12 protein-coding genes are annotated in these 13656 nt (G+C 72.4%); 5 read left to right on the top strand and 7 right to left on the bottom strand.

Annotated features, from left to right (window positions below; translation table 11 throughout):
- From ACZ3ZD_RS09635 to ACZ3ZD_RS09620, 4 genes are all read right to left on the bottom strand, one after another.
- Window positions 1-840 carry a lysozyme gene (locus ACZ3ZD_RS09635; RefSeq protein WP_467395335.1) on the bottom strand — a complete coding sequence of 280 codons (840 nt, stop codon included), beginning with the start codon at window positions 838-840 and terminating at the stop codon, window positions 1-3.
- An 85-nt stretch (window positions 841-925) separates the two neighbouring features.
- Window positions 926-2779 (bottom strand): M1 family metallopeptidase, encoded by a 1854-nt coding sequence (locus tag ACZ3ZD_RS09630; RefSeq protein WP_467395198.1) that lies wholly within the window; start codon window positions 2777-2779, stop codon window positions 926-928.
- Window positions 2780-3034: 255 nt separating this feature from the next.
- The gene (locus tag ACZ3ZD_RS09625) at window positions 3035-3691 is read right to left on the bottom strand and encodes a maltokinase N-terminal cap-like domain-containing protein (RefSeq protein ID WP_467395197.1); all 657 of its coding nucleotides are present in this window, start codon (window positions 3689-3691) and stop codon (window positions 3035-3037) included.
- A gap of 114 nt (window positions 3692-3805) precedes the next feature.
- Window positions 3806-5413 carry an adenosine deaminase family protein gene (locus ACZ3ZD_RS09620; RefSeq protein ID WP_467395196.1) on the bottom strand — a complete coding sequence of 536 codons (1608 nt, stop codon included), beginning with the start codon at window positions 5411-5413 and terminating at the stop codon, window positions 3806-3808.
- Window positions 5414-5624: 211 nt separating this feature from the next.
- On the opposite strand from ACZ3ZD_RS09620, the gene ACZ3ZD_RS09615 reads away from it, so the two are divergent.
- Window positions 5625-5897: a DUF5133 domain-containing protein gene (locus ACZ3ZD_RS09615; RefSeq protein WP_467395195.1), complete on the top strand. Its 273-nt coding sequence runs from the start codon at window positions 5625-5627 to the stop codon at window positions 5895-5897.
- Between the two features lie 163 nt (window positions 5898-6060).
- Window positions 6061-6978 carry an SGNH/GDSL hydrolase family protein gene (locus ACZ3ZD_RS09610; protein ID WP_467395194.1) on the top strand — a complete coding sequence of 306 codons (918 nt, stop codon included), beginning with the start codon at window positions 6061-6063 and terminating at the stop codon, window positions 6976-6978.
- A 55-nt stretch (window positions 6979-7033) separates the two neighbouring features.
- On the opposite strand, the gene pgm is transcribed toward ACZ3ZD_RS09610, so the two are convergent.
- A complete protein-coding gene (gene pgm / locus ACZ3ZD_RS09605) occupies window positions 7034-8674 on the bottom strand; it encodes a phosphoglucomutase (alpha-D-glucose-1,6-bisphosphate-dependent) (protein WP_467395193.1) in 1641 nt (546 codons plus the stop codon).
- Window positions 8675-8835: 161 nt separating this feature from the next.
- Between pgm and ACZ3ZD_RS09600 the strand changes: the two genes are divergently transcribed.
- Window positions 8836-9450: a DUF4328 domain-containing protein gene (locus tag ACZ3ZD_RS09600; protein ID WP_467395192.1), complete on the top strand. Its 615-nt coding sequence runs from the start codon at window positions 8836-8838 to the stop codon at window positions 9448-9450.
- A 22-nt stretch (window positions 9451-9472) separates the two neighbouring features.
- On the opposite strand, the gene ACZ3ZD_RS09595 is transcribed toward ACZ3ZD_RS09600, so the two are convergent.
- On the bottom strand, window positions 9473-10312 hold the full coding sequence (locus ACZ3ZD_RS09595; protein ID WP_467395191.1) for a chitosanase: 840 nt from the start codon (window positions 10310-10312) through the stop codon (window positions 9473-9475).
- A gap of 144 nt (window positions 10313-10456) precedes the next feature.
- Window positions 10457-11944 carry a glycine betaine/L-proline transporter ProP gene (gene proP, locus ACZ3ZD_RS09590; protein ID WP_467395334.1) on the bottom strand — a complete coding sequence of 496 codons (1488 nt, stop codon included), beginning with the start codon at window positions 11942-11944 and terminating at the stop codon, window positions 10457-10459.
- 284 nt (window positions 11945-12228) lie between these two features.
- On the opposite strand from proP, the gene mgrA reads away from it, so the two are divergent.
- Entirely contained in the window at window positions 12229-13272 is a 1044-nt protein-coding gene (mgrA, locus tag ACZ3ZD_RS09585) for an L-glyceraldehyde 3-phosphate reductase (RefSeq protein ID WP_467395190.1), read from the top strand.
- Between the two features lie 127 nt (window positions 13273-13399).
- Window positions 13400-13582, top strand: coding sequence for a hypothetical protein (locus tag ACZ3ZD_RS09580; RefSeq protein ID WP_467395189.1), 183 nt, complete (start codon window positions 13400-13402; stop codon window positions 13580-13582).
- Window positions 13583-13656: the final 74 nt, after the last annotated feature.

Here is a 13656-nt window from a genome sequence, read left to right as displayed (position 1 = left end):
TCACCCGGTGGCGAACTCCCGCAGCCTGTCCTGGGAGCCGTTGAAGCGGTCGTGGTCGCCGACCGTCCTGCCGCTGGAGGTGTACTGCCACATCGTGTACGTCGTCCAGCCCGCCGGCAGCGTGCCCACGGTGGAGGCGTAGCGCGCGACCCACAGCGGGTTGGTGGCACCGAAGCCGCCGTAGTTGCCGGTGCACTGGGTCCACCAGCTGGTGGCGGTGTAGATGACCGCGTCCCGGCCGGTGCGGGACTTGTAGCGGTTCAGGAAGTCGCGGATCCAGGCGACCATGCCGCTGTGGGACTTGCCGTAGCAGGCGGCGCCGTAGGGGTTCCACTCGATGTCCAGGGCGCCGGGGAGGGTCTTGGCGTCCTTGGACCAGCCGCCGCCGTGCTGCACGAACCAGTCGGCCTGGGCGGCGCCGCCGGAGGTGTCCGGGGTGGCGAAGTGGTAGGCGCCGCGGATCATGCCGGTGCCGTACGAGCCGGTGTACTGCTGGGTGAAGTAGGGGTTGGTGTAGGACGTTCCCTCGGTGGCCTTGGTGTAGGCCCACCGGGTGCCGTCGTTCCACAGCGTCTGCCAGGCGACGTTGCCCTGGTAGCTGGAGACGTCCACACCCTCGGTCTGGGTGGCGCGGTCGGGCGGGGGCGGTTCGCCGGAGCCGCCGTCATGGGCGAGGACGCCCATGCCCATGTAGGCGCTGCCGCGCTCGGGTGGCCCCCCGGCCGGCACGGGCACGGCCTGGGGGCTCGACAGGAACAGCAGGAGGCCGGTCAGGGTGCCGGTGAGGCACAGGGAGGACCGGCCGCGGAAGGGGGACACGGGGCTTCGCACGCACTCCATCTGACCCGGCCCCGGTTCGTCCCGCACGCCGGGTACCGCCCAACGAAGGCCTCCGCGGCCGGTCCCTGACCCATCCGGGTGTCCCTCAGCCGTCGATGCGGTGCTGCGTCCAGAAGGAGGTCAGGTCCGTGCTCGTGGCGGCCTGGGCGGCCGCCTTGAACTCGGCCGTGGTGGACACGCCGTACCAGTGCGCGCTCGCGTAGTCCTTCAGCAGCTTGGCCATGGCGGTGTCCCCGAGGACGCGCCGCAGGTCGTGCAGGGCGCACTTGCCGTAGCCGTAGACGACGGTGGAGTACCGGGAGGAGTGCGCGTCCCAGTAGGCCATCGAGTTGGTGATCTTCTCGGTGCTGGACGCCCAGGAGACGCTGTTCCAGCAGCCGGTCCCGGTCTTGCCCTGGGCGAGGTCGGTGGCGTAGTCGGTGAACGCCTCGTCCAGCCAGGGGCTGGTGTACTCGTCGTCGCCGACGATGCCGTACCACCACTGGTGGCCGATCTCGTGGGTGAGCGCGGTGGTGCTGACCAGGTCCAGGACGAACCCGGGGTACTCCATGCCGCCGAACCAGTAGTTGTTGTCGATGACCGCGTCCAGCTCGCCGTAGGGGTAGGCGCCGAACCGGGCGGCGTGGGCGTCGACGGCGGACTTGGCGGTACTGAGCATCGACTGGGCGCTGGAGGAGCTGATCCCCGAGACGGAGTACACGTTCACCGCGACGCCGGCGGCCGAGGTGCCGGAAACCTTGGTGAAGGGGCCGGCGGCCCAGGCGAAGTCACGGACCTTGGAGGCGGTGGCCGTCGTCACGGTACGGCCGCCGGAGCCGGGGGTGTCCGTGGAGGTGCCGGTGGCCGGGACCAGCAGGCTGCCGGGGTGGTCGAGGGTGACCTTGAAGTCGGCGGCCAGGGAGTAGAAGGACTCGCCGTTGTTGGTGTACGGGTCCAGGTGCCAGCCCGCGCTGTCGCGGACGGCGAGCAGGGGCAGGGCGTTGCCGACGAAGCTGAACGCGCCGTCGTGGCCGAAGCGGTCGGCGCCGCTGGGCACGGTGATGCCGAGGTCGAAGCCGAGGGTGGCGCTCTGGCCCTGGGCGAGCGGGGTCGGCAGGTCGATCCTCAGGGCGGTGCAGGCGACGGAGAGGGCGCCGGCGGTGCCGCCGGTGACGTTGCTCACCTTGATCGGCATCGCGTCGCAGCTGCCGTGGTAGTTGTCCCACAGCCGCAGGTAGACCTCGCCGAGCGCGGTGGCGGAGGCGTTGGTGAAGGTGACGCTCTCGTGTCCGGTCCAGACGGTGCCGCTGGTGTCGCTGCTCAGGTTGACGGTGTACGAGGGCGCGGCCGGCGTCCGTGTGGGGTCGGTGGACGGCGGTGTGGTGCCGTCGGAGGTGTCGAGGGCGATGTCGTCCAGGACGAAGCTCGTCTGGAGGCTGGAGTCCTCGGCTCCGGTGAAGGAGAGGTCCACGGTCTGGCCGGCGAACGAGGACACGTCGATCGACTTCTTCACGTACCCGGTGTTCTTGTCCAGGTTCGAGTAGGTGGCCAGCGTGGTGCCGCCGAGCTTGGCCGTGAGCTTGTCGTAGGCGGTCGACGAGGTCGTCTCGGCGGTGTCGATGTGCAACCAGAAGGTGAGGGTGGCGGCGCCGCATCCGGACGGGATCGTCACGCTCTGGCCGAGGGTGTCGGTGTGGGTGCCGCCGGTGCCGTCCAGCCAGGCGTACGAGCTGCCGCCGTGGGCGCTCTGCCCGGTGCGGTTGGTGATCACGGTGGAGGAGGACGCGGTCCACGGTGAAGTGCCGCTCTCCAGGCCGCCGTTGGTGACCACCTGCGCCGGGGTGCAGGCGGCGGCCGTGGCCGGACCGGCGGCGGCGGGGGTGCCGGGGAGCACGAGGGCGGCCACCGCGGCGACGGTGAGCGCGCCGGTGCCGAGGGCCTTGTGGGGGGTCGGTCTCACACGCTACTCCTTTGTGGCGGCCGGGGTTCCGGCCTGCTCTGTGGGGCGCCTGGCCGGCTGGGGTGCGCCGGGGCGGCCCGCGGACGGGGCTTGCGCGATCGCTGTGCCGGGGAGCCCGTCGCCGCGCTCACGGGGGCAGGGCGGCGACTGCCGAAAGAGTGACAGATTTGACCGGTCCATGCCAGGCCCTGAGGTGGGTGTGCCCCGCGGACGCGGATGCCGCCCGCCATCTGGACGACGGCGGGCGGCATCCGGTCAGGCGGTGCGCAGCGTCATGAAGACGGCCCGCAGCCGGCTGCCGTCCGGGCTCTGCCAGCCGGTCGCGACATGGCCGAGGGCGTCCCGCGGCGGCAGCGGCGGGTTCTCGGTGACGGGGGTGAGGACCCGGTGCACGTGCAGGACCGCACCCTGGGGCACGGGGATGCGGGTGCCGTCCTCGTCGTCGGCCGGCTCGGGTGTGAAGCCGGCCGCCCCGAGCGGGGCGCCGGTGAAGGAGTGGATCACGTCCTGGTCGGGGGTGTCGGAGATGCTCTGGGCCATCGCCTGCGCCCTGCCCTCGATCAGCGCCAGCAGTTCGATGACCAGCACCGGGTCGTGGAAGCCGTCGTAGGCCCAGCGCTTGCCCAGCACCCCGTGCTCCATCGTGCCGACAAGGGCGTCCTCGGCCCCTTCCAGCGGCGCTCCGCGGTAGGTGAACGCCGTCAGGTAGGCCGTCTGCTCGGGGCTCGCGGTGTCGGTGGCCACCATGAACTCGATGCCGACCTCGCCCTCGGGGTCGTCCAGCCGGAACCCGCCGGACTTCTCCAGCACGGGCCCGTCGGGGCCGCCCCGGTACCAGGGCCGGGTGGGCAGCCAGTCGGTGAGCAGTTCGAGCTTGGTGGGCTTGAGGGTGGTCCTGTGGATGACGGCCATGCCGGTGGGTGCCTCCCGTGGTGCGGATGCGGACCCTGTGCAGCCTTCCACATCCGCCCGGCGGGCCGGCGCCTGGCCCAACCGGGCGTGGAGGGCGTGCGGTTCACGCGCGGGTCAGTCCCCCTGGGCCCGCTCGAAGGCGGCGAAGGCGGCCTCCTCGCGCCATTCGAGGCGGGCCTTGGCGCTCTGGTCGAGCAGGTGGCGGCAGGCCGCGCCGCGCACGGGCAGGCCGGGGTGTTCGCTCCGGCAGGCGGCGACCGGCCGGTAGCCGGTGGTGGTGGGGCGGGCCTGCCACAGGCTCGCGCCGGGCAGGAAGCCGTACTCCAGGGAGGCGCGGGCCAGGTCCTTCAGCTCGGGGTAGCTCAGCCCGTAGGTGGCGGCCGCGTACTGGTACTCGTGGCTGATGTCGATCCGGGAGACACCGGGGTCGTCGGTGGAGAGGACGACCGGGACGCCGTAGCGGCGGTAGGTGGTGAAGGGGTGGTCGGCGCCCTTGACGCCGAGGATCTGGGCGTTGCTGGAGAAGGGCACCTCGACGGCGACCTGGCGCTCCGCCATGGTGCGGGCGGTGCGCCGCCAGTCGTCCTCGTGGACGAGGTCGACGCCGTGTCCGACGCGCTCGGTGCGGGCCACGTCCACGGCCTGGCCGATGTGGAAACCGAGGTCCCCGGGCTTGACCATGCCGGGCCACAACTCGCCGGCGTGCAGGGTGACGTGGGTTTTCGGGTACTGGGTGCGCAGGTAGCCGACCATGCGCATCTGGAGGCCGTAGTCGCGCAGAGCCCTGTCCCCGTCCTCGGGCTGGACGAGGTTGACGGCGACGAACCGCGGGTCGGCCTCGGCCAGCCGCATGCCGAGGGCCAGCTGGGTGAAGACCCGCTCCGGTGCACTGCCCCTCGACGCCTGGGAGATCCAGCGGACGGTGAGGTCGCAGCCGGGCCGGGCCTGCGGGGTGCCGCAGTGTTCGGCGGCGCGGAACTCGGCGTCGCCGTCGTCGGCCTCCCGGCGGGCCTGGTCGACCAGTTTGTCGAGCTTGCCGTCCGCGACCAGTCTGCGGTGCAGCGCGGCGAGGTCGTCGTCCCAGCCCACCTGGGCGGCGAGGTTCTTCGCGCCGTCGGAGGCGGGGCTGACCATCGTCTCCAGGTAGACCTGGTTGTCGCGTACGGCGGTGTCGGCGACGTCGGCGAGCAGCTTGCCCCGGTGCCGCCAGGTGACCTCGCCGAACTTGCCGAAGGTGTCGAAGAAGTGGTCGTGCCCGTTCTCGCCCGGCGGGAAGTCCTGCATGGACCAGGCGCGGACCAGTCGCTGGTGGAACGCGCGGTCGGTGCGGGCGTCGGCGGCGGGCCGGGTGCCGGCGCCGCAGGGCGGGGCGACGGCGGTCAGCGTGGCGGTGTCGACGCACAGCCCGTCCTCGGCGGCCAGCTCGATCAGGTACTCCGTGGACACCGCGCCGGAGAGGTGGTTGTGCAGGTCCCCGCCCTTGGGCAGCCGGCGGAAGAACGTGCGCAGGGCGGCGGGCCGGTCGTGCAGGGAGCGGAGCCGGGCGTCCGTGCGCGCCTCGGCCTCGGTGACGTGCCGGGGCGGTGGTGCGGCGGACCGGTGCTCCGTGCGGGCCGGCTGGGCGGCGGCGGGCAGGGCGGACAGCAGGGACAGGACACTGAGGGTGCCGAGCGCGGCCGGAACGGCACGGCGGCGCAGGGCACTTCGACGTTGCAGGCTCACACCGGCATGATCACGCCAGAGGACACGGCGGCGGGGCGGATCCGGTGGAATCCCGTCCGGAGAGCACTCGACCGGGTGATCCGGGGGCATACCGCCGCGCGCGCGTGATTCCGGAAACCGGGACGAGAAGCCGGGCCGATGCATGCGCATCGGATGCGCGGGTATCCGCGCTGCGAAATCGTCATCGGTGATCCTCAGGGAGGCGGAACGCATGCTCATGGCACACCCCGCGGTGTTGCAGGACCTCATTGCCCAGTACGAGGCTCTGACCCTGCTCGGGGCCGAGGAGAGCACGCCGCAGGCCCGGCAGCGGCTCGCCGACATCTCCTACACGCTGTGCGTGGCCACCGGCACCCGGGACGTCGACATGGCGCTGATCGCCGCCCGCCACCGCCTCTCCGGGGCCCGGCCGGAGGACGACTCGCTGCTCCAGGCTCCGCAGCCCCGGCCGTCCGTGCCTGCGGAGCCGGTGCCCGCGGCCTGAACGGGTCCCCCCGCAGGGGGTGTTGCCCGCGCCTCCCCCTCAACTCCTTGCCTCCCGCTTCTGGTCGGCGTGACCTACCGGACGGTATACAGGCCCGGTCGACCGCACGAGGGCCGCTCTCCGGTACCGCCGTGCGTTGCAACGGAGTTGAGGGGGAGGCTTCATGCTGAAGGACACGCGTCCGGCGGGCGGGGCGAAAGGCCGGCGGCGGACCGCCGTGCTCGTGGCGGCGCTCGGCGGCTGCGCCCTCGCCGCCGCCGGCACGGTACCGGCCGCGGCGCACCCCGCCGGACAGGGCCGCGAGGTGGCCTACGTCGCACTCGGCGACTCCTACACCTCCGGGCCCGGCATCCCGGGGCAGGTGGACACCGCCTGCGGGCGCTCGGACCACAACTACCCCTCGCTCGTGGCCACACGGCGGAAGGTGGCCGCGTTCACGGACGTGAGCTGCGGCGGTGCCACGACCGCCGAGATGTGGCGGTCCCAGGGCGCCAACCCGCCGCAACTCGACGCGCTGAACCAGCACACGGACCTGGTGACGGTGCAGATCGGCGGCAACGACGTCGGCTTCGGCACCATCATCGGCACCTGCGCCCGCCTTGCCGCCCAGGACCCGGCGGGCGACCCCTGCCGGCGTTCCTACACCGCCTCCGGTCACGACCGGCTGGCCCTGGCCATCGCGCGGACCGCGCCGAAGGTCGACCGGGTGCTGCGGGCCGTGCGCGCCCGGGCACCGCACGCCCGGGTGGCCGTGGTCGGCTACCCGGACCTGCTGCCCGACGACGGCAGCGGATGCTTCCCCCAGGTGCCGTTCGCCCGGGGCGACTTCCCCTATCTGCGGGACACCGAGAAGCGGCTGAACCTGATGCTGCGGCTGGTGGCGGCCGTGAACCGCGCCGAATACGTGGACACCTACGGCCCCACGGTCGGCCACGACATGTGCAAGGCGCCCGCGGACCGCTGGATCGAGCCGCTGCAGCCGGCCTCCCCCGCCGCCCCCGCGCACCCCAACGCCAGGGGCGAGGCGGCCATGGCGGAGGCGGTGCTGGACCGGCTGGACGCGGGACGCGGACGGCACTGAGCACTGGGCCGGGGGCGGCCCACCCGGCCCCCGGGCGGCCGCCCCACCCGCCCGGTCAGCCGCCGAGCGCCCCCAGCACCACCGCCTGGGCCTCCTCCTGCACCCGGGCGAGGTGGTCGGCGCCGAGGAAGGACTCGGCGTACACCTTGTAGACGTCCTCGGTGCCCGAGGGCCGGGCGGCGAACCAGGCGTTCTCGGTGGTGACCTTGATACCGCCGATCGCGGCGCCGTTGCCGGGCGCCTCGGTGAGGACGGCCGTGACCGCCTCGCCGGCCAGCGTGTCCGCGGTGACCTGCGCCGGCGACAACCTGCCCAGCAGCGCCTTCTGTTCGCGGGTCGCGGGGGCGTCGATACGGGCGTAGGCGGGGGCGCCGAAGCGGGCGGTCAGCTCGGCGTAGTGCTCCGAGGGGGTCCTGCCGGTGACGGCGGTGATCTCGGAGGCGAGCAGGGCGAGGATGATGCCGTCCTTGTCGGTGGTCCACACCGAGCCGTCCCGGCGCAGGAAGGACGCGCCGGCCGACTCCTCGCCGCCGAAGCCGAGATCGCCGCCGGCCAGCCCGTCCACGAACCACTTGAACCCGACCGGCACCTCGACCAGCCGGCGGCCGAGGTCGGCGGCGACGCGGTCGATCATCGTGGAGGAGACGAGGGTCTTGCCGACGCCCGCGGCGGCGGGCCACTGCTCGCGGTGCCGGTAGAGGTAGGAGATGGCGACCGCGAGGTAGTGGTTGGGGTTCATCAGGCCGGCGTCCGGGGTGACGATGCCGTGCCGGTCGGCGTCGGCGTCGTTGCCGGTGGCGATGTGGAAGCGGTCGCGCTGCTCGATCAGGGAGGCCATGGCGTACGGCGAGGAGCAGTCCATGCGGATCTGGCCGTCCCAGTCCAGCGTCATGAACCGCCAGGTGGGGTCGGTGTGCGGGTTGACCACCGTCAGGTCGATGCCGTGCTGCTCGGCGATCCGGCCCCAGTAGGCGACGGAGGCGCCGCCGAGCGGGTCGGCGCCGATGCGTACACCGGCCGCGCGGACGGCGTCCAGGTCCAGCACGCTCGGCAGGTCGCCGACGTACGTGCCGAGGAAGTCGTACCGCCCGGTGGTGTCCGCGGCGAGCGCGCGGGCGTACGGGAGCCGGCGTACGTCCTTCAGGCCGCCGGTGATGATCTGGTTGGCGCGGTCCTGGATCCAGGAGGTGGCGTCGGAGGCCGCCGGCCCGCCGCTCGGCGGGTTGTACTTGAAGCCGCCGTCGGCGGGCGGGTTGTGCGACGGGGTGACGACCACACCGTCGGCGAGGCCGGTGGTGCGGCCCCGGTTGTACGTCAGGATGGCGTGCGAGACGGCGGGTGTGGGCGTGTATCCGTCCGCGCTGTCGATGAGCACGCGCACGCCGTTGGCGGCGAACACCTCCAGCGCGGTGGCCCGGGCGGGCTCGGACAGCGCGTGGGTGTCGGCGCCCAGGAAGAGGGGACCGTCGGTGCCCTGGGCCGCCCGGTACTCGCAGATGGCCTGGCTGGTGGCGGCGATGTGGTCCTCGTTGAAGGCGCTCGCCAGGGACGAACCGCGGTGCCCCGAGGTGCCGAACGCCACCCGCTGCCCCGGGTCGGCCGGGTCGGGGTGCAGCGTGTAGTACGCCGTGACCAGCCGGGCCACGTCGACAAGGTCCTCGGGACCGGCCGGCCGGCCGGCGCGCTCGTGCGCCATGAGTCGGTTCCTCCGCTTCGGTGGGTGCGTTCGCTCACCGCCCATCTTTCCTCGTCAGGGGCCTGGCATGCGAGTGCGCCCCGCTTTATGATCCGGTGCCGGCGATCTTCGCGGGCCGTCCCGCCGAGGTCCGGGACGCCTTTCACAGACAGGTTCGCACCGTGCCCGCACCCACCGTCGTAGCGCCCTGGCTCCTGGCGCGTTCCGCCCAGCTCGCCGTGGCGGCGGCGGCCGCTGCCGACGTGTTCCGGGTGCTGGACTTGCGTGCCCGGTCGCGGAACGCGTCGTCCGTGCCGGCTGCCGGGTCCCTGCCGGTGTCGCAGATCTACGTCTACGTGATGACCGTGGCGGTCGTGCTGTTCCTGGTGTGGTTCGCCCGCTGCCGGCGCAACGCGGAACTCCTCTCCCCCGGTGCGGTGCGCGGTTCGGCGGCGTGGGCGGTGCTGGCCTGGCTGATACCGGGCGTCAACCTGTGGGCGCCGCGCGGGCTCGTGCTGGACGTCGAGCGCGCGAGCGGCCCGGCGGCCCCCGGTGGCAAGGACGCACCGGTGAAGGCGTGGTGGGCCGCGTGGGTCGGGCACGCGGCGCTGTCCCTGGCGGGCGGGGGCCGGGGCGGTGGCACCGCGCTGCCGCTGCTGGTGGTGACGGAGGCCCTCGAACTGGTCGCCGCCGTCCTCGCGATCCTGGTGGTCCAGCGCATCACGGCACGGCAGGCCGCCGCACCGGACCCGGGGAACCCGGTACCCGTGCCCGACGGCCTGCCGCACGCCTCGTAGTCCCGGAAGTGGTGCCGGCGGGTCAGCCGATGTGGTAGCCGTCCCCGTACACCTTCCAGTCGAGCGGCGTGTTCAGGTCGAGGTTGCCGTTGCGCAGGAAGACCCGCTGCTCGGTGTCGACGCGGGTGGTGTCGCTGTGCGCCTCCTCCTGTTTCATGGCCCACACCCGGGCGTCCAGGAAGGCGTTGAGGTACGTCGTCTCGTTGCCGCCCTGGGCCGGCGGCCTGGCGGTGCGCAGGGCGCGCCCCCGGATGTTGCGGAAGCTGGTCGGGTCGTCGCCGTCGCCGTGCATGACGATGGCGTCGTAGTAGCAGAACTGGCCGAGGGCGCGCAGTCCGTCGGACCTGCCCTGGGCGACCGCGGGGTTGAAGTAGACGCGGTCGCGTTCGTCGTTCTGGGCCTGCTGGAAGGCGGTGTCCTGGGCGGCCGTGCGCCAGTCCTTCACGTAGTTCGGGTCCAGCCCGGAGTGCGAGTCGGTGCCGTTGACCCTGCGCAGGGCGGGCAGGTACCTGGCGAGGACGTTGCCGGGCTTGCGGTCGGTGTAGAGCTGGACGAGGTCGAGCATGTCGCCGGTGCCGGAGCAGAAGCCGATGATGCCGGCGGTGTAGCCGCGGCCGTCGCCGATGTCTTCGATGTACTTGTACTGGGCCTTCCAGTCGAGCGAGGAGTTCTCCGCGCTCGACACCAGCTTCATGGCGATCTCCTTCTTCGCCGGGTCGTCCAGGCCCGGCGCGGCGGCCGAGGCCGTGCCGGGCCGGGTGGCGCCGAGCAGGACGCCGGATCCGACGGCGCCGAGCGCGGCGACGACGGCCCGGCGGGAGAGGCGGGCGGGGGCTGCTGTCTCGCGGTCTGCGTACACCACAGGTGCTCCAAAGGGGAGTGGGGGGTGGGGTGTTGGTCCGTACCGCACATTGGTAGGAAAGTTTCCTATCAAACGCGGTCCGTACCGGTAACCCGGCAGACGGGAAGTTCGTACGATCGAACAAGCCCCCCGGTGCGGCGCGGCTCAGCCGCGCCGCACCCGCTCCTGCTCCCTCTCCTCCGTGAAGGCGTACAGCTCCTTGGAGGTGGAGATCAGCTCGCGCATCTCCTCCCGCGAACCGACCATCGGCTGCGAGCCCTTGAGCGGGACCTGGGCGCTCTCGGGCAGGAACCGCACGGTGAGCAGGCCGATGACACCGGCCAGCATCAGGTAGTACGCGGGCATCAGGTCGTCGCCGGTGGCCTCGACGAGCGCGGCGGTGACCAGCGGGGTGGTGCCCCCGAACGCGGCGACGGCGAAGTTGAAGCCGATGCCCATGGCCGCGTAGCGCACGGCGGTCGGGAACAGGGCGGGCAGGGTGGCCGCGCTGGGCGCGGCGAAGCAGGCCAGCAGGGTGGACAGGAGCAGCACCCCGAGGATCGGCTGCCAGGTGCCGTCCGCCTTGATCAGCAGGAAGGCGGGGACGGCGAGCACGATCAGGGCCACGGCGGCGACGGCGTAGAGCGGCCGCCGGCCCACCCGGTCGCTGAGCCGGCCGAGGAAGGTGATCAGGACGACGATCCACAGCATGCCCACGAGCACCAGCAGGTCAGCGGAGCCGCTGGAGCGGTGCAGGGTCTCGGTCTGGTAGGTCGGCAGATAGCCGGTGACCATGTAGTTGGTGACGTTGTAGAGCAGCACCAGGCCCATGCAGACCAGCAGGGCCGGCCAGTGGTTGCGGACGATGTCCTTGAACTCGCTGCCCGCCGACTCCTGCGCCAGGGCCTTCTCGTGGTCGTCCAGCTGCTGCTGGAAGGCCGGGGACTCCTCCAGCTTCATCCGCATGTACAGGCCGATCACGCCGAGCGGTCCGGCGATCAGGAACGGCACGCGCCAGCCCCACGACAGCATCTGGTCGTCCGTCAGGGCCAGGTTCAGCGCGGTGACCAGCGCGGAGCCGAGGGCGTAACCGACGAAGGTGCCGAAGTCGAGCCAGCTGGACAGGAAGCCGCGCCGGCGGTCCGGGGAGTACTCGGCGACGAAGGTGGTCGCCCCGCCGTACTCGCCGCCGGTGGAGAAGCCCTGGACCATGCGGGCCAGCAGGAGCAGGATCGGGGCGGCGATGCCGATGGTGGCGTACCCGGGGATGACGCCGATCACGAAGGTGCCGAGCGCCATCATGATCATGGTGGTGGCGAGCACCTTCTGCCGGCCGATCCGGTCGCCGAGCGGTCCGAAGACCAGCCCGCCGAGGGGCCGTACGACGAAGGCGGCGGCGAAGGTCGCGAACGAGGAGATCACCTGGGCGGCCGGTGAGGCACCCGGGAAGAACACCTTGCCGATGGTGGCGGCGAGATAGCTGTAGACGCCGAAGTCGAACCACTCCATGCAGTTGCCGAGCGCGGAGGCACCGACGGCGCGCCGCAGCAACGGAGGCTCCACGACCTGGACGTCGTCCGCGCGGAAGGCCCCGCGCTTGCGCCGGAGCCTACGGGTCAGTTCCTCCCTGACCTGGTGCGGCAGCCCTGCCACCGCCTTCGGTACCCGCGGCCTGCCGCGGCCCGGCCGCTGTGCCTGCTCCCCGGTCTGCCGGGTCTGTCCCCCGGCCCGCTGTTCCTCACCGGACTTCGCACCGCTCACTTGCGCCGCCTCCTCTCACTCGCTGATCACCGCCTGCCCCGCTGGCCGACCAAGAAACGGAACCTCTCAATCCCATCGGGGACGGCGGTTGGACTTGCGCGACACCAGGCAGCAGGCTGGAGGCGCCCGTGCGCACCCGCAGGGCTCCCCCTACGGCACCACCCGGAGAACTCCCGATGACGTACGTCGCCGACCCCACCCGCTACGACGGCACCATGCGCTACCGCCGCACCGGCCGTTCCGGACTGGACCTGCCGGTGCTGTCCCTGGGCTACTGGCACAACTTCGGCGACGACCGCCCCTTCGAGACCCAGCGCGAGATCGCGCTGCGCGCCTTCGACCTCGGGATCACCCACCACGACCTGGCGAACAACTACGGCCCGCCGTACGGCGCGGCGGAGCTGAACTTCGGGCGGCTGCTGAAGACGGACCTGGCGCCGTACCGGGACGAGCTGGTGGTCTCCACGAAGGCCGGCTGGGACATGTGGCCCGGCCCCTACGGGCAGGGCGGCGGCTCCCGCAAGTACCTGCTGGCCTCGCTGGACCAGTCGCTGCGCCGGACGGGCCTGGACTACGTCGACATCTTCTACTCCCACCGGCTGGACGCGAGCACGCCGCTGGAGGAGACCATGGGCGCGCTCGACACGGCCGTCCGCCAGGGCAAGGCACTGTACGTCGGGATCTCCTCCTACGACGCCGAGCGCACCCGGCAGGCCGCCGCGATCCTGCGCGACCTCGGCACCCCGCTGCTGATCCACCAGCCGTCGTACAGCATGCTCAACCGCTGGATCGAGACCGACGGCCTGCTGGACGCGGCACGGGATGAGGGCTTCGGGGTCATCGGCTTCACGGCGCTCGCCCAGGGGCTGCTCACCGGCCGCTACCTGGACGGCGTCCCGCAGGACTCGCGGGCCGCCCGGGGGACGTCCCTGGACGCCTCGTGGCTGACGGACGACCTGCGGGGCCGGCTGCGCGCCCTGAACGACATCGCGGCCCGGCGCGGACAGACCCTGGCCCAGCTGGCGCTGGCCTGGGCGCTGCGGGACGAGCGGGTGACCTCGCTCGTCATCGGCGCGTCCCGTGTCGAGCAGCTGGAGCAGAACGTCGCGGCCCTGGAGAACCCGTCCTTCACCGACGAGGAGCTGGCCGAGATCGACCGGTACGCCACCGAGGGCGGCGTGGACCTGTGGCGGGACGCCCGGCTGGGGAACCTCAGCTAACCACGGCGATTGTGACTCACGTCACAGACATACGGGAAAGGTAGGACATAATGGAAGCCGCCAGGACAGCGTTGTCATCCCTCCGCCCCTTCGGGACACCTGCGACTTCCAAGGAGCCGCTCACCGCATGGCGAATGGAGCCCACCGCAGCCCCCTGCTGCCTCCCCACCCCGACCTGAGTCTCGCCCGCGACTGCGAGCAGTGTCTCGGCTGGGGCACCGTCGTCACCCGCGACGGGGACCACAAGCTGTGCCACGGCTGCCAGCCCGACCCCGCCGAGGGCGAGGGCCCGGCGGACTCGGACGCGTAGAGTCCGGCGGTTCCCGACGCGTAGCGGCCCCCGCCCGAGACCCGTAGCGCCCCCCGCCCGATCCGGCCCCTTCC

It is taken from the genome of Streptomyces sp. NPDC023481 (assembly GCF_055560195.1).
Note: the sequence above shows the minus strand (reverse complement) of the source record. Positions and strands in the feature narration are given on the sequence as shown.